Origin of the sequence: Methyloceanibacter superfactus (assembly GCF_001723305.1) — a bacterium.
GTDB lineage: Bacteria > Pseudomonadota > Alphaproteobacteria > Rhizobiales > Methyloligellaceae > Methyloceanibacter > Methyloceanibacter superfactus.
This window is the reverse complement of sequence record NZ_LPWF01000028.1, coordinates 20306-36040: the sequence shown is the minus strand read 5'-3', so window position 1 is coordinate 36040 and position 15735 is coordinate 20306. Positions and strand designations below refer to the sequence as shown.

The 15735-nt window shown below is 64.8% G+C and carries 11 protein-coding genes and 1 pseudogene; 4 read left to right on the top strand and 8 right to left on the bottom strand.

From position 1 onward, the window contains the following. Nucleotides 1–133: 133 nt before the first annotated feature. Nucleotides 134–931, top strand: coding sequence for a histidinol-phosphatase (gene hisN, locus AUC69_RS10835; RefSeq protein ID WP_244500214.1), 798 nt, complete (start codon nt 134–136; stop codon nt 929–931). Here the strand turns inward: hisN and AUC69_RS10830 are convergent. Beyond that, entirely contained in the window at nt 928–1884 is a 957-nt protein-coding gene (locus tag AUC69_RS10830; protein WP_069442169.1) for an alpha/beta fold hydrolase, read from the bottom strand. The two genes, hisN and AUC69_RS10830, sit on opposite strands and share 4 nt — an antisense overlap. A gap of 299 nt (nt 1885–2183) precedes the next feature. Between AUC69_RS10830 and AUC69_RS10825 the strand changes: the two genes are divergently transcribed. Beyond that, nucleotides 2184–2660: an Hsp20 family protein gene (locus tag AUC69_RS10825; RefSeq protein ID WP_069442168.1), complete on the top strand. Its 477-nt coding sequence runs from the start codon at nt 2184–2186 to the stop codon at nt 2658–2660. A 205-nt stretch (nt 2661–2865) separates the two neighbouring features. On the opposite strand, the gene AUC69_RS10820 is transcribed toward AUC69_RS10825, so the two are convergent. The 3 genes and pseudogenes from AUC69_RS10820 to AUC69_RS16410 all read right to left on the bottom strand — a co-directional run bounded on the left by AUC69_RS10820 (nt 2866) and on the right by AUC69_RS16410 (nt 4845). Then, nucleotides 2866–3636 carry an HvfC/BufC N-terminal domain-containing protein gene (locus AUC69_RS10820; protein WP_069442167.1) on the bottom strand — a complete coding sequence of 257 codons (771 nt, stop codon included), beginning with the start codon at nt 3634–3636 and terminating at the stop codon, nt 2866–2868. After that, on the bottom strand, nt 3636–4532 hold the full coding sequence (gene bufB / locus AUC69_RS10815) for an MNIO family bufferin maturase (RefSeq protein ID WP_069442166.1): 897 nt from the start codon (nt 4530–4532) through the stop codon (nt 3636–3638). Before bufB ends, AUC69_RS10820 begins: the two co-directional genes overlap by 1 nt. A gap of 5 nt (nt 4533–4537) precedes the next feature. Beyond that, nucleotides 4538–4845 (bottom strand): annotated as a pseudogene (locus tag AUC69_RS16410) (BufA1 family periplasmic bufferin-type metallophore). 458 nt (nt 4846–5303) lie between these two features. Here AUC69_RS16410 and gltB point away from each other — a divergent pair. Together gltB and AUC69_RS10805 are read left to right on the top strand one after the other, a co-directional pair. Then, the gene (gltB, locus tag AUC69_RS10810; RefSeq protein ID WP_069442165.1) at nt 5304–10013 is read left to right on the top strand and encodes a glutamate synthase large subunit; all 4710 of its coding nucleotides are present in this window, start codon (nt 5304–5306) and stop codon (nt 10011–10013) included. A gap of 148 nt (nt 10014–10161) precedes the next feature. Next, nucleotides 10162–11577 (top strand): glutamate synthase subunit beta, encoded by a 1416-nt coding sequence (locus AUC69_RS10805; RefSeq protein ID WP_069442164.1) that lies wholly within the window; start codon nt 10162–10164, stop codon nt 11575–11577. Between the two features lie 23 nt (nt 11578–11600). On the opposite strand, the gene AUC69_RS10800 is transcribed toward AUC69_RS10805, so the two are convergent. From AUC69_RS10800 to AUC69_RS10785, 4 genes are all read right to left on the bottom strand, one after another. Continuing rightward, nucleotides 11601–12026 (bottom strand): hypothetical protein, encoded by a 426-nt coding sequence (locus AUC69_RS10800; protein ID WP_069442163.1) that lies wholly within the window; start codon nt 12024–12026, stop codon nt 11601–11603. Next, nucleotides 12020–12886 carry an SGNH/GDSL hydrolase family protein gene (locus tag AUC69_RS10795; protein WP_083239341.1) on the bottom strand — a complete coding sequence of 289 codons (867 nt, stop codon included), beginning with the start codon at nt 12884–12886 and terminating at the stop codon, nt 12020–12022. Before AUC69_RS10795 ends, AUC69_RS10800 begins: the two co-directional genes overlap by 7 nt. A gap of 33 nt (nt 12887–12919) precedes the next feature. Next, nucleotides 12920–14293, bottom strand: coding sequence for a lytic murein transglycosylase (locus tag AUC69_RS10790; protein WP_069442161.1), 1374 nt, complete (start codon nt 14291–14293; stop codon nt 12920–12922). 102 nt (nt 14294–14395) lie between these two features. Then, nucleotides 14396–15685 (bottom strand): lytic murein transglycosylase, encoded by a 1290-nt coding sequence (locus tag AUC69_RS10785; protein ID WP_158008090.1) that lies wholly within the window; start codon nt 15683–15685, stop codon nt 14396–14398. Between the last annotated feature and the right edge of the window lie 50 nt (nt 15686–15735).

The window sequence follows — 15735 nt, the reverse complement described above, 5'->3', positions numbered from 1 at the left end:
GGCCGCGGCATTCTTGAGACACTGGTGCAGAACTGTCACGTGATTGCCGGGAAGTCCTGACCTTTGGCCCTTCGGCCCGTCATTCACCCCTGAAGCCTTGACTCCTAAGGGCAAACGCCGCCAAGCCTGATCCGTGACCAAGCCCGAACAAGCCGATTTCGAGGCCTATATGGCCCTTGCGCATGCGCTTGCCGATAAGGCGGGCGCGGTCATATTGCCGCATTTTCGGACAGGCCTGGCCGTTGACCATAAAGGAGGCGCTGCCTTCGATCCCGTCACCGCAGCGGACCGGGACGCGGAAACCGCCATCAGGCAGGCGCTGGCCGAGGCCTGCCCGTCCCACGGCATCATCGGCGAGGAGTTCGGCGAAAGCCGCGGCAGCTCCTCCTATTGCTGGATCATCGATCCGATCGACGGCACGCGCGCTTTCATCATCGGCCAGCCGCTCTGGGGCACGCTGATCGGGCTCACGTCCGGCGGCGCGCCGCTTCTCGGCCTGATGGACCAGCCCTATACCCGCGAGCGCTTCTGGAGCGGCGAGCGGGACGCGTTCTTCCGTCGTGATGGGCAAACCACGACCATGCATGTGCGCCCCTGCGCCACGCTGGCCGATGCCGTTCTCGCCTCCACCACGCCGGATATGTTCGAGGGCGGCGATGCCGAACCTTTCGAACGGTTAAGCCGCGCCGTGCGCCTCAGGCGCTTCGGCGGCGACTGCTACAATTATTGCCTGCTGGCGCTGGGTCACATCGATCTCGTGGTCGAATGCGGCTTGAAGCCATTCGACATCCTGCCCCTCGTCCCCATCGTCGAGCGAGCCGGTGGCGTTGTCTCGACCTGGGAAGGCAACGATCCGAGGGAGGGCGGCCGCATCATCGCCGCCGGCGATCCGCGTTTGCACGCTCTCGCCATGGAGATGCTGGCGGGCTAACCGGCCTTGCTCAAGGCAACGCCCGGCACGAAGGCGTCGAAGGCCGCCCAGAACTGCTCGCGGATCGAATCCCGCTCTTGCAGGATCTCGTGGCGCGCGCCTCTGAGCACGAGCTGAGAGCCGGCTCTGAGCCGCGAGGCAAGATCCTCGATGGCCTCGCTCGACACCACCTTGTCGTCGCCCGCCGCGACCATGAGGGCCGGGATGCGGATGCGCGGCGCGAATTTCTCATCGGCCAGTTCTGACATCGCCTCGCAAGCGGCATTCAGCCAGCCGATCGTCGGCGGCCCCACCGCCAGCCCGGGCGCCGCGTGCAGCACGGAGATATTGCGGAAAAAGCGCTCCCGGTCGGAGGTCAGCGGGTTTCCCTCGAAGACCTCGCTATTCCAGTAGTCCTTCTCGCCGCCCGGCACCATGCGCTTGCCGAAGCCCAACAACGTGAGGCCGTCGGCGAGCCGCCCGCACAGCCCTTGGGCCATGGGCAACCCCTCGAGCTTCACCATGGGCGCCGTCATGACCATGCGGCTGAACCAGCAGCCTCGCTTGGTCGCGGCCTTGAACATCACTGTCGCGGCCATGGAGTGGGCCAGCGCGTAATAGGGTGCCGGGCAGTCCGGCAGCACCACCGACTTCATGAAATGAGCGACGTCTTCTTCATAGTCGCTGAAGTTTTGGACATGGCCCTTCATGAGGCTTCGCGTCAGCCGGCTCGACCCCTGCCCGCGCCAATCGAGCACGGCAACGGCGAACCCGCGGCGGCGCAATTCGCCCACCACTTCGAAATATTTCTCGATGAACTCGTTGCGGCCGGGGAATATGCACACGGTGCCGGACCGCTCGCGCAACGCCGACTGCCAGCTTGCATAGCGAACCCGGACTCCCTTGCGGATGTCGAGATAGCCCGACGATGCCCCAAGCGGAATCGGGTTCTTCGGTGTCGAGACGAGATCCATACCTGAACGGCCCCTAGTCCCGGTGCGAACGCGCGCCGGGGCGCAAAAGTCTTATAGCAGCGCCAGGCCTCATGGCCACAGCCTTGCCGCGTGGCGCGCGGGAACGTGCCTCTGCACGGCAGCGCCGCGGCATCCTCAACTATTTGCCTTTATTTTCAGCACGGTAGCCCTCTTGACGAGAATATGCGGCGTTCCCATATCCCTCGCTGCGCAAGGCCGTCAGGCTTGCGTTTTTGAGAACCGCCCGGCTCGGTACGAGAGCGGGCAAGACCATATCGCTTCTTTGCGGAGGATGTGACATGAGACACTTCGATCTGACCCCCCTTTATCGCTCCACCATCGGCTTCGACCGCGTCGGCTCCCTGCTCGACACGTTGAGTTCGTTCGAGGGCGAGACCCCGAGCTATCCGCCCTACAATATCGAGCGGGTCGCCGAGAACGCCTATCGCATCTCCATGGCCGTCGCCGGTTTCGGCGAGAGCGACCTCGACATCGAGGTGAAGGAGAACACGCTCTCGATTCGTGGCGAGAAGCGCACCGAGCAAGAGCAGGAGAACGCCACCTTCCTGCATCGCGGCATCGCTTCGCGCAGCTTCGAGCGGCGCTTCCAGCTTGCCGACTATGTCGTGGTGAAGAGCGCCAGCCTCGAGAACGGCTTGCTGCATGTGGATCTGGTGCGCGAACTGCCCGAGGCCATGAAGCCCCGCACCATCGCCATCACCACGAAGACGGAAGCCGACAAGCCCAAGGTGATCGACAGCAAGGCCGCCGCCTAGCGACCGTCCGATCAGCATTGTTACGCTAACAAGAAGGGCGTCCTCCGTGAGCGAGGGCGCCCTTCTCAGTTCGCAGGTGCCAATGGGAGAGAACCTGCCAGGAGTGCCGCGCAATACGCAAAACTGTGTCGGCGGCTGAGATAGAGTCTACGCCTCACAACTTACGCGCGGCTTAACGAGATTCATCTATTGGTGAAAGGTTTCGTTAAGGTTCTGCGCCGACGCCGACAATGGCGCCGCTGACCACGAGCCCAGCCAAATTGGCCTCAAGGTCGAACCCCGCCACCTCTTGCGCCGCCTGTTCCGCCGCCTGCTCAAGGCAAGCACCGCTTTTCAGCGCGAGGACAAACGCCGCACCGCCTGCCGGCAAGCGGCGCACCTCCACGTCGAGCTTGGGCCTGACGACAAGGGCGTCCTCGCCGTCGGCCGGGATCCGCGCCGGCTCATCCTCACCCTCTCGCGCCGCGAGGTGCCAGATGGTGATGACCGGATAGACCGAGCGCACGACGTGAAGCGTCGGATGCAGCGTCAGGGTCGCGGATGCGGCATCTCCGACGGCTTCGGCCAGAGCCTCGAGCGGCAGCGGCGCGGCATCCGCCGCGTGATACGCCGCATGCCAAGCCCATTCGAGCCGGGCGACGTCGGCGAGATAGGGGACCGGTCCGGCCGGCGGAAAGCTTGCGATGAAATCGGCAAAGCCCATGCCGTAGCGCAGCAGCACGGGCGAGTTGGGCGGCGCCGTCTCCGCATAGGCGCGCGCCATGGCGCGGAAGAACGCATCGCCCACCAGCCGCGCGGTGACGGGGAAACGCGCCGCGAGCGCGTCGATCAGACTCGCATAGACATTGTTCCGGTAGACGCCGAAGCGACGCGCCGGCACCCCGGGCGCTTCCCGAACAAGCGGCGCCGGCACATCGGCCTTGGCATCGAGCACGGCGCGGGCGAAATCGGCCTCAAGTTCCGAGGGCCCCGGCATCACACTGCCACGCAACTGCCGTGCTGGTCGGCCGAGAGAGCATCAGACCAGACCGTATCGGCGATCACCGCATCGGCCCGCCGCGCCTCGGCGAACAGCGTGGCCCATGCGGGCACATCGTTGTCCCATTCGATCAGGGTCGGCGTCGGCCCCGTTCGCGCGAGCGCTCGGGCGTAGAGCGCCCAGACCGGATCGGCCACTTCGCGTCCGTGATCGTCGATGAGCAGCGCCGAGCCGTCGTCGTCGGCGTCCTCGGCATGACCGCCGAGATGGATTTCGCCCACATGCTCGGCCGGGAAGCCGTCGACATAGGCGGCCGCGTCGAACCCGTGATTGGCCGCCTGGACGAAGACATTGTTGACGTCGAGCAAAAGCCCGCAGCCGGTGCGCCGCACGATCTCGCGCAGGAATTCGACCTCGCTCATGGAGGTCGCGGCGAAGGCCACATAGGTGGACGGGTTCTCGAGCAGCATCTGGCGCCCAAGCGCCTCTTGCACCTCGTCGATATGGCCGCAGACCGTGGCGAGCGTCGCTTCCGTGTAGGGCAGCGGCAGGAGATCGTTGAGATAAACGGTGTCGTGGCTCGACCAGGCCAAATGCTCGGAGAACAGCGCCGGCTCATAACGGTCGGCCAACGCCTTCAGCCGCGCGAGATGATCCTTGTCGAGCGGCCCGCTGCCGCCAATCGATAGCCCGACGCCGTGCAGCGACAACGGATACCGCTCGCGCACGGCCGTGAGGTAGGCGTGCGGCGGCCCACCCTCGCCCATGTAGTTCTCGGCATGGATCTCGAACCAGCCGATATCGGGCTCGGCGTCGAGGATGTCGCGATAATGCTGGGGCTTCAGCCCGACCCCGGCGCGTGGCGGGATCGGACCGGTCTGGCGTTGCGCCATCGCTACTACGCGGGCGGCAGGTCGCGGTCGAGCGGCTCGAGGCTGCCTTTACGGTCGCCCGGCAGTTCCATGGTGGTGCAGGTGCCCGCAGGGACCAGCTTCCAGGAATTGCCTGATAGTCGATCTTGGACGTGCCGGCACAAGAGGTGCCCTCACCGGCGGCGCAGTCATTCTCGGCCGCCTTGGCCACGCCATAGCATTTCTCCTTCTCGTCCGCGGCCACAGCGCCCTGGCTGGAGGCGGCAATCCCAAGGGCGGCGGCAAAGGCGGATGCTACGGCCACACCCGATATTTTCTTCGTTTCGCGAGTCATGTCAGCTCCTCGTGGGTCAAGCGATAGGGCCGGAACATGGAGCGTCCCGGCAGGCTTAATTGGGCCCTGAGTAGGCCAGCGCCGACGTGCTCACGTCAAATCACGGCTCCGCCAGAACACGGTGAACGGCGCGCTGTATCCCGGGGGCCAAATGCGCCGAATCCTGCTTGTGCACCCATTGGAAATCTGTCATTTTGACACTAGATAGGACAGGCTTGCTGACCTTTGTATTGGGGGCTGCGGCGCAAGGCTAAGGGCTTCTCTTGGAGAGGCAAAATCGGTCTTTGCATCGCATCCGCTAGCGCAAGGGGCGCTAGCCGCCTAAAGGCCGGTTCTTTGCTCTAGCCCCATAGGCTCTATGCTGGTGGCTTATTTTGGTGAAGAGGCTGGCTGTTCGCCAAACTCCTAACAGGCCCCGCCTCGTGCTTATGGCGAGGGCCGAGGTTCCATGAAAAACGATGGCACCCCGTGCGCTCATTCCCGGACCCCTGACTGTGGCGAGGCCCTCCCCGCCGCAGGCGCAAGGACTCTATGATCCCGCCTTCGAGCACGACGCTTGCGGCGTCGGCTTTGTCGCCGACCTGAAGGGGCGCAAGAGCCATACGATCATCAAGCATGGCTTGCAGATCCTCGAGAACCTGACCCATCGCGGCGCCGCGGGCGCGACCCCGCGCGACGGCGACGGCGCCGGCATTCTGGTGCAGATCCCTCACGCGTTTTTCCGCGAGGTCTGCCCGCCGCTGAACATCAAGCTGCCCGAGCCCGGTCACTACGCGGTCGGCCACATGTTCATGCCGTCCAATCAGGCGCAGCGCATCTATTGCGAATCCGTGGTCGAGCGCGTCGTCGAGGCCGAGGGCTTGAAGATGCTCGGCTGGCGCACCGTGCCGACCCACAACGCGTGCCTGTCACCAATGGTGGTCGCCACCGAGCCCACCCATCGCCAGGTGTTTATCGGCCGCGGCCCGGGTATCGAGGACGAGGCTGATTTCGAGCGCCGGCTCTATTTGCTGCGCAAGGTCATCTCCAACACGATCAACGGCGAGACCGGCGGCCGCGACATCGGCTTCTACACCGTGTCGCTGTCCTGCCGCACGCTGGTCTACAAGGGCATGTTCCTCGCCTACCAGCTCGGCGCCTACTACCAGGACCTGCATCACCCGGCTTTCGCCTCGGCGCTCGCGCTGGTGCATCAGCGCTTCTCGACCAACACCTTCCCGTCTTGGAAGCTGTCGCATCCGTATCGCATGGTCGCCCATAACGGCGAGATCAATACGCTGCGCGGTAACGTCAACTGGATGGCGGCCCGTCAGGCGAGCGTATCCTCGCCGCTGTTCGGCCCGGACATCGAGAAGCTGTGGCCGATCTCCTACGAAGGCCAGTCCGATACCGCCTGCTTCGACAACGCGCTCGAATTCCTGGTGCAGGGCGGCTACAGCCTCGCCCATGCCGCTATGATGCTGATCCCGGAAGCCTGGGCCGGCAACCCGTTGATGGATGCCCAGCGCCGCGCGTTCTACGAGTATCACGCCTGCCTCATGGAGCCGTGGGACGGTCCCGCCGCCATGGCCTTCACCGACGGGCGCCAGATCGGCGCCACGCTCGATCGCAACGGCCTTAGGCCGGCCCGCTATTTCGTCACCGACGAAGGTCTCGTGGTCATGGCCTCGGAGACCGGCGTGCTGCCCTTCCCCGAGGAGCGGATCGTCGAGAAGTGGCGGCTGCAGCCGGGCAAGATGCTGCTCATCGATCTCGAGAAGGGCTGCATCGTCTCCGACGAGGAGATCAAGGCGGAGCTCGCCGCGGCGCATCCCTATCAGCAATGGCTCGACCGCACGCAGATCCGCGTGCATGAGCTGCCCGGTGGACCGGCGACTTCATCGGGCACGAATGTGAGCCTGCTCGATCGCCAGCAGGCCTTCGGCTACACCCAAGAGGTCATCAAGTTCCTGATGGTCCCCATGGCCCAGACGGGCCAGGAGGCAATCGGCTCCATGGGTACGGACACGCCGATCTCGGCGCTGTCCGACCGGCCCAAGCTGCTGCACACCTACTTCAAGCAGAACTTCGCGCAGGTGACGAACCCGCCGATCGACCCGATCCGCGAGGAACTGGTGATGTCGCTGGTGACCTTTATCGGTCCCAGGCCCAACCTGCTCGACCTCGAAGGCACCTCGAAGCAAAAGCGGCTCGAGGCGGCGCATCCCATCCTTACCAACGAGAACCTGGAGCGCATCCGTGCCATCGGCGAGGTCGCCGACAACCAGTTTCGCACGGTGACCCTCGATATCACCTACCCGGCCGACCAAGGCGCGGGCGGCATGGGCCGCGCGCTTGAGAAGCTCTGCCAGCGGGCCGAGGCGGCCGTGCGCGCGGGCGAGAACATCATTGTCCTGTCGGACCGGGCGACGGGCCCTGATCGAATCCCGATCCCCTCGTTGCTCGCCACCAGCGCCGTGCATCATCATCTGATCCGTTGCGGCTTGCGGACCTCGGTCGGCCTCGTGGTCGAGACCGGAGAGGCCTGCGAGGTCAACCAGTTCTGCACGCTGGCGGGCTACGGGGCCGAGGCCATCAACCCCTATCTCGCTTTCGAGACCATCGAGGCGATGCTGCCGGAACTCGACGAGGAGCTGACCGCCGAAGAAGCCATCAAGCGCTACATGAAGGCGACCGACAAGGGCATGCTCAAGGTCATGTCCAAGATGGGCATCTCGACCTATCAGTCCTATTGCGGCGCGCAGATCTTCGACGCCGTGGCTTTGCGGACCGATTTCCTCGCCAAATATTTCACCGGCACGCACACGCAGGTCGAGGGCATCGGCCTCGAGGAGGTCGCGCGCGAGACGGTCGAGCGTCACCGTTTGGCCTTCGGCGAGGCGCCGGTGCTGAAGAACGCCCTGGAAGTCGGCGGCGAATATGCCTTCCGCGTGCGCGGCGAGACCCATGCCTGGCGGCCGCAAGTCGTCGCCGATTTGCAGCATGCCGTGCGCGGCCAGCTGCCCGAGAAATACCGCGCGTTCGCGCAAGCGATCAACGAGCAGTCGGAAGAGCTCCTCACCTTGCGCGGCATGTTCCGCCTCAGGGATGCCGAGGAGATGGGCCGTGCGCCCGTTCCGCTCGACGAGGTCGAACCGGCGGAGGAAATCGTCAAGCGCTTCGCCACCGGCGCCATGTCTTTCGGCTCCATCAGCCGCGAGGCGCATACCACGCTCGCCATCGCCATGAACCGCATCGGCGGACGCTCCAACACCGGCGAAGGCGGCGAGGAAGTGGACCGCTTCACACCACTGCCGAACGGCGACTCCATGCGCTCGGCCATCAAGCAAGTGGCTTCGGGCCGCTTCGGCGTGACGACGGAATATCTCGTCAACTCCGACATGATGCAGATCAAGATGGCGCAGGGCGCCAAGCCCGGCGAAGGCGGTCAGCTTCCCGGCCACAAGGTCGACGCCACCATCGCCAAGGTGCGCCACTCGCGCCCGGCGGTAGGTCTCATCTCGCCGCCGCCGCATCACGACATCTATTCGATCGAGGATCTGAAGCAGCTGATCTTCGACCTCAAGAACGTCAACCCCACAGGCGACGTATCGGTGAAGCTCGTTTCCGAGATCGGCGTCGGCACCGTGGCGGCAGGCGTGGCCAAGGCCATGGCCGACCACGTCACCATCGCCGGCTTCGAGGGCGGCACCGGTGCCTCCCCCCTCACCTCCATCAAGCATGCCGGCTCGCCCTGGGAGATCGGTCTCGCCGAGACGCAGCAGACGCTGGTGCTGAACCACCTGCGCGGCCGCATCGCCGTGCAGGTCGACGGCGGCTTGCGCACGGGCCGCGATGTGGTTGTCGGCGCGCTGCTCGGCGCGACGGAGTTCGGCTTCTCCACCGCGCCCTTGATCGCCGCCGGCTGCATCATGATGCGGAAGTGCCACTTGAACACCTGCCCGGTGGGCATCGCCACGCAGGACCCGGTGCTGCGCGCCCGGTTCAACGGCACGCCCGAGCATGTCATCAACTATTTCTTCTACGTTGCCGAGGAAGTGCGCGAGCACATGGCCGCGCTCGGCTTCCGCTCCTTTGCCGAGATGATCGGCCGGACCGAGGTTCTCGATAAGAGCCAGGCGATCGACCACTGGAAGGCGCGCGGGCTCGATTTCACCAAGCTGTTCCACAAGCCCGAGGTGCCGGCCGGCACCGCCATCCGCAATACCGAGCGCCAGGATCACGGTCTCGAGGAGGTGCTCGACACCAAGCTCATCGAGCTTTGCCGCGAGGCGATCGAGGACAAGAAGCCGGTCAAGCTCGACCTGCCGATCCGCAACGTCGACCGCACCGCCGGCGCCATGCTGTCCGGGGCGATCGCCAAGCGCTACGGCATTGCCGGCCTCCCCGACGACACCATTTGGATTCGCTTCAAGGGCTCCGCCGGTCAGAGCTTCGGCGCATGGCTGGCGCATGGCGTCACGCTCGATCTCGTCGGCGAAGGCAACGACTATGTGGGCAAGGGCCTTTCCGGCGGCCGTATCATTGTCCGTCCTCCGGCGGAGTCGGGCATCGTGCCGGAGAAGTCCATCATCGTCGGCAACACGGTGCTCTATGGCGCCATCGGCGGCGAATGCTATTTCCATGGCGTCGGCGGCGAGCGCTTCGGCGTGCGCAATTCAGGCGCCATCGCCGTGGTCGAGGGTACCGGCGATCATGGCTGCGAGTACATGACCGGCGGCGTGATCGCCGTCATCGGCCCGACCGGGCGCAACTTCGCGGCCGGCATGTCCGGCGGCATTGCCTACGTGCTCGACGAGGACGGCGATTTCGAGCAGCGCTGCAACATGGCCATGGTCGATCTCGAGCCGATCCCGAGCGAGAACCAGGCCATGGAACATAGGCGCCACCAGGGCAACGATCTCGAGAGCCACGGCCTCGTGGATCTGTCCGACATGACGCGCTTCGACGAGGAGCGGCTACACCAGCTGATCGAGAACCATCTCCACTACACGGGCTCAAAGCGCGCCCGGGACATTCTCGACAATTGGACGGAATATCTGCCGAAATTCATCAAGGTCATGCCGGTCGAGTACCGGCGCGCCTTGGAAGAGATGGCGCGGCAGCAGGTCGCCGACACGACTGGCCTCGGGGAAATCGAGATCGGTCTGCGCGGAAACGGCAAATAATCAGGCAGGATAGCGGCTACGTCCTGGGCTTTGATCCCAGGCTGTGGTCCTGCCACGCGGAATTGCGATACGCTGACGAGGATCCTTGGACTTGGCGAGCCAATCCCGAGGTTGTTGAGATGAAGATGGGCGGAGATTCGTGAGTCTGATGGGCAAGATCACGGGCTTTCTTGAGATTGATCGACAGGACCGGGCTTACGAGCCGGCCTCCGATCGCGTGCGCCATTACAAGGAGTTCGTGATCCCCGCGAGCGACGCCGAGGTCGTGCGCCAGGCCGCCCGCTGCATGGATTGCGGCATTCCCTATTGCCACACCGGCTGCCCGGTGAATAACCAGATCCCCGACTGGAACGACCTCGTCTACCAGGCCGACTGGGCGGAGGCCGCGCGGAATCTCCATTCGACCAACAACTTCCCCGAAGTGACGGGCCGCATTTGCCCGGCGCCTTGCGAAGCCGCTTGCACGCTCAACATCATCGAGGAGCCGGTCACCATCAAGACCATCGAGTGCTCCATCGCCGACAAGGCGTTTGAGGAAGGTTGGACCCAGCCGCAGCCGCCAAGCAAAAAGACCGGCAAGCGCGTCGCCATCGTCGGTTCTGGCCCCGCCGGGCTGGCCGCGGCGCAGCAACTCGCCCGCGCCGGCCACGACGTGCATGTCTACGAGAAGCATGCCCACGCGGGCGGCTTGCTCCGCTACGGCATCCCCGACTTCAAGATGGAGAAGTACATCGTCGAACGCCGCGTGGCGCAGATGGAAGCCGAGGGCGTGACCTTCCACTACAACGTCAATGTCGGCCACGACGTAGGCATCCAGAAGCTCGAGCGCGATTACGACGCGGTTCTGTTGAGCGGTGGTGCCGAGCATCCGCGCGACCTCAACGTGCCGGGCCGGGAACTGGCGGGCATCCATTTCGCCATGAACTATCTGCCGCAGCAGAACCGCCGCGTCTCCGGCGAGCCGCTTGGCGACGTCGAGCCGATCCTGGCCGAGGGCAAGCAGGTCGTCGTCATCGGCGGCGGCGATACGGGCTCAGACTGCATCGGCACCGCTTTCCGCCAAGGCGCCACCTCCGTGACCCAACTTGAGATCATGCCGCAGCCGCCGCAGCAGGAGAACAAGGCGCTCACCTGGCCCCATTGGCCATTGAAATTCCGCACCTCGTCGAGCCAGGCGAGGGCGCCGCCCGCGACTTCAGCGTGGCCACGAGCCGCTTCCTCGGTAAACGGCAAGGTGGAGCAGCTCGAATGCATCCGCCTCGATGAGCAGATGAAGCCGATCCCGGACAGCGAGTTCACGATCCCCGCCGATCTGGTGTTCCTCGCCATGGGCTTCCTGCACCCGGTGCAGGACGGCATGATCAAGGCGCTCGGGCTCGAGCTCGACCCCCGCGGCAACGTCAAGGCGAATGAGATCGAGTACCGCACCTCGCGGACCAAAGTGTTCGCCGCCGGCGATATGCGCCGCGGTCAGTCGCTGGTGGTCTGGGCCATCCGCGAAGGCCGCCAGGCGGCCCATTCGATCGATAAGTTCCTGATGGGAAAGACCGACCTGCCGCGCTAGCAGCGGGTCGGCTCAATCGCCGGCTAGCTGGGCGGCCAGGCGAAATCGTCGGCGCGGCCCGACTTGGGCTCGAGCTGCTCGCCCCTAATCAACACCCGGTAATACGGCCGTTGAGACAACGGCAAGCGGGGACGCGACGAGGCGAGCGACAGATCGGTGACCGCCGAGATCGTGGCCACGGCGGTAAAGCCTCCGGGAAGCTCCGCGGTAATCACTTCGGGCTCGGTCGTGGCGACAATCGCCGGCTGGGATGCCAGCCTGTCGGCCTGGAGTGTTGCATCGGGAATCGTCGGCCGGACCACACTGACCTCGCCGACTTGACTTTCCTGCAAGGCAGCCTGCTCGCCGTCCACCTCTTCTTCGTCCTCGGACGCGGCATCGAGTTCGTCCACCTCGGCAGCTTCTTGCGGCGCGGGCGCCGGGCGCGACGGCGTGAACCGATTCACCACCTTCGCTTGTTCCTGCTCATTGCCCGCAAGCGGAATATTCCGCTCGGCCTTGGCCAGCCCCAAATCCTTGCGCAGCTCTTTCTCGACGAAATGAGCCAGTTGAGATAGCCGCGCATGGTGAAATGCACGCCGTCATCGGACCGGAGCCGCTTCACCTGTCCCGACATGTCCGGCCCGTAGGCGCTGTACCGGCCCTGCTCGTCGACGAAGCCGCTCCACGTATCGATATATTTGGCGCCGTTGATGAAGGCCTTTTCGCGGAACACGTCGTTCAGCTTCTCGGCGTCACTGGTCTGCCCCGGCGCACGCATGACCGGCAACCCCACCCAATAGGTGGCGATGTTGGCGGCGCGCAGCTTCTTGATGAAAGTCTCCACCTGCGCGCCATAGGCCTCGCGCCACTCCTCTGTGCCGACCTTGAACCACTTCCCGTCCTTCTTGATCGGCTTGTCGTCATTGGCGCCGAACATCACCACGGCGACCTGAAACTTGTCGTCCTTCAAGATCTGATCGATCTCGCCGTTCCAGTCGTAGCGGCCCGTATCCACGAAGCCGGTGGACTTCTGCGAGCGCTGGATGAACTCGAGCGTGGCGTCGTCGTCGAAGGCTCGGTAGAGCCCTTCCCAGAGCCCATCGCCGAGGGAATCGCCAAGCACCACGATGCGATAGCGATCGCCGTTGGGGAACGGATTGATATAGCTGCGATGCGATGGGGTGTCCTGCGCGGCCACCGGCTGGGGCGCCAGAGCCATCACCAATGCCGGCAGAATCGCCGCCACGGCAAGCGCCAGGCTTCGCAAGCTGGCACGCAAGGCCGGCACGCTGCGGTTGGAGCAGTGACAGGACGCGGTACGAGACATCGATTGGCTAACCCCTATAGATCGGGTCGTCCCTTAGCTCGCCTGGGCCAAGGAGAGAACCCCTATAGCATTAATTCGGCGGAGGCGCCCTCTTGGGCACGGCGGTCGTGGCCGGCGCCACCTGGGTCGCCCCACTGGCAGGCGCCGCCGGGGGCGCTGCCGGTACCACCTGATTTTCAGCCTTTGCGGGCGCAGGCGCCGCGGGAGGCGGCGGGCCGGCGGCGGTGCCTCCGCCCTCAGCCTCTTCAGAATGGTCAGCGTCGGATAGCCGTCGACCGGCAGGCCCTTGGCGCGCTGATAGGACCGGATGCCCTCCAGCGTGCCGCTGCCGATGATCCCGTCCACCTCGCCCTCCAGATGCCCCAGCGTGATCAGGTCCTGCTGCAGCTCCATGCGCTGTTCGAGCGACAACCGGTTCTCGCCCGTGGGCCATGGCACGACGAAAGGCCCATAGCCGGCAAGACGGTCGGCCAGATGGCCCACGGCAAGCGCATAGGACTTTGCCTGGTTGTAGCGGAGGATCGAGCGGAAATTGTTGAGCACGAGGAAGACCGGCCCGTCGGTCCCTTCGGGTGCGAACAAGGTCGCCTTGTCGCCCGGGCGGGGGAAGGGCCTACCGTTGATCCGCACGATCCCGAGCTTCTCCCACTGCCCCAGCGATTTATAGGTGCTCTCGCTGATCCGTTTGGGATTGAGGCCCTTGGGCAGCCGGACCTCATAGCCCCAGGTCTGGCCGGGAATCCACTTGGAGACCTTGAGATAGGCCGCCGTCGAGCCGAGCGCGTCGGGGATGGTGCCCCAGATGTCGCGCCGCCCATCGCCGTCCTGATCGACGGCGTAAGCCGAATAGGTCGTGGGAATGAATTGCGTGTGGCCCATGGCGCCGGCCCAGGAGCCGTTCATCGCCTGATGAGTGACGTCGCCGCGTTGAAGGATCTTCAGGGCGGATACGATCTGCCCACGCGCGAATTTCGCCTTGGTGCCGGAGCAGGCCAGCGTCATCAGCGACTGGATGACATTCTTGTCGCCGGGATTGTCGCCATAGTTGGACTCGACACCCCAGATGGCCACGATGATGTGCCGGTCGACGCCGTATTTGGCCTCGAGCTGATCGAGCAACGCCTTGTACTCGACGAGCTTCTCCTTGCCCTTCTCGAGCCGCTTCGGCGAGACCGCACGGTCCACATATTCGCCAACCGGCTTCTTGTATTCGGGCTGGTAATTGGCGGATTCGATCACTTCCTTATCGAGCGTGATTCCCGCCGTAGCCTGCTCGAAGGTGTCCCAGCTCACGCCGGCACGCTTGGCCGCCGGCCAGAAGCTCTTCACGCAGGTCTGAAATTTGTCCGCCTGGGCCGGAGCGGACGGCACCAGGCCGCACAAAAAGGCCGAGACAGCGCCGAACATCAATGTCTTAGGGGGGGCAGCGATTCGCATAAGGCAAATCTAGCAACCGGACCGGGCAAAACCTAGGCAGCCAACTCCGAGCCCGACAATATTTCACCGGCCTTATTGGGCGCTTGCCGCCTTGAGCACCTGGCCGACCAAAGCCTCGCTCGGGTAGCAGGTGAGCGGCAGCTTGAACTTCTTCTCCTGCTCGCCAATGCTCTGCCGTGTCTTGAAGCCCACAAGACCATCGACCTTGCCGACGTCGTGCCCCTGCGCCACCAGCACCTCCTGGAATCGCAACATCCGATCGCGGGTAAAGCGCTCGACCGGCTGCCATTCGCCGACGAACTCGGCCGGCGCGTTGTAGGCGATCATGTCGGCCACATGGCCGACGAAGATCGCGTAGACGTCGGAGTTGTTATAGAGCTTGAGCACCGAGAAGTTGGTGGTGGCGAGAAAGGCCGGCCCCTTCATTCCGGCCGGAAGGACGAGGAAAGTCCAATCGCCTAGCCGCTCCTCCGGGAAGGGCCGGTCGCGCACCCGCCGCACACCAAGATCTATCCACTCACGGATTGGCAGCGCCTGATCCGGGCCTTGCAGCGTGCAGTCGAAGCCCTTGGGCAGCTCGATTTCATAGGCCCAAGGCTGTTTGCCGTCCCAGCCCTGGCTGTGCAGCGAGTTGCCGGCCGAGGCGAGCGCATCCGGCACCGAGCTCCAGATATCGCGATCCCCGTCGCCGTCGAAGTCGACCGCGTAGTCCTCGAAGTCGCCGGGCAGGAACTGGGTGTGACCCATCGCGCCGGCCCAGGAGCTCTTCATCTCAGCCCGCGTGGCATGTCCGAGCTGGATGATCTTGAGGGCGCCGATGAGCTGCGGCCGGAATTCTTCCGCCCGCCGCCCCATGAAGGCCTGCGTCGCGATAGCCGTGATGGCGTCATAGGGAAGCGCGGCCTGGCCGAAACCCGTTTCCCGGCCCCAGATGGCAAGGATGATGCTCGCCGGCACGCCATACTGTTTCTGGATCGCCGTCAGCTGTGGCGCGAGCTGCTTGTATTTAACCCGCCCGCCCGCCGCCAGCGCGTTCAGGCTGCGGCTCTTGAAGTAGTTTTCCGGCACGCCGAACTCGGCTTGCGGTTTCGGCTTGGGCTTCATCGCTTGTGGCATGGCCGGGCCACCGGGGTAAGCCGGATCGGGGGGCTCGAGTTGCGGCAAGGACCAGTCGAGCTTGAGCCCTTTCAATTGCGTCTCGAAGGTCTTGCGCGATACGCCCGCCGCTTCTGCCTCAGGCCAAAGGCCTTGCAGCCATTGCGCGAACTGCGCTTCGACGGCCTTCTTATAGGTGGCCACCGCATCGGCGGCCCGGGCCGGCGACGGCGGGAAAAGCGCGGTAAGGCTCACGGCCAGTGCCACGGCGAGTCCGGCGGGAAAAAAACGCGCATTTGCGCAAATTCATGCGTCCC

Coding starts and splice junctions, on each gene's coding strand:
- AUC69_RS10825 (WP_069442168.1), top strand. CDS start 2,184: ATGAGACACTTCGATCTGACCCCCCTTTATCGCTCCACCATCGGCTTC.
- AUC69_RS10795 (WP_083239341.1), bottom strand. CDS start 12,886: ATGTCTCGTACCGCGTCCTGTCACTGCTCCAACCGCAGCGTGCCGGCC.
- bufB (WP_069442166.1), bottom strand. CDS start 4,532: ATGGCGCAACGCCAGACCGGTCCGATCCCGCCACGCGCCGGGGTCGGG.
- AUC69_RS10830 (WP_069442169.1), bottom strand. CDS start 1,884: ATGGATCTCGTCTCGACACCGAAGAACCCGATTCCGCTTGGGGCATCG.
- gltB (WP_069442165.1), top strand. CDS start 5,304: ATGGCACCCCGTGCGCTCATTCCCGGACCCCTGACTGTGGCGAGGCCC.
- AUC69_RS10805 (WP_069442164.1), top strand. CDS start 10,162: ATGGGCAAGATCACGGGCTTTCTTGAGATTGATCGACAGGACCGGGCT.
- AUC69_RS10790 (WP_069442161.1), bottom strand. CDS start 14,293: ATGTTCGGCGCTGTCTCGGCCTTTTTGTGCGGCCTGGTGCCGTCCGCT.
- AUC69_RS10820 (WP_069442167.1), bottom strand. CDS start 3,636: ATGCCGGGGCCCTCGGAACTTGAGGCCGATTTCGCCCGCGCCGTGCTC.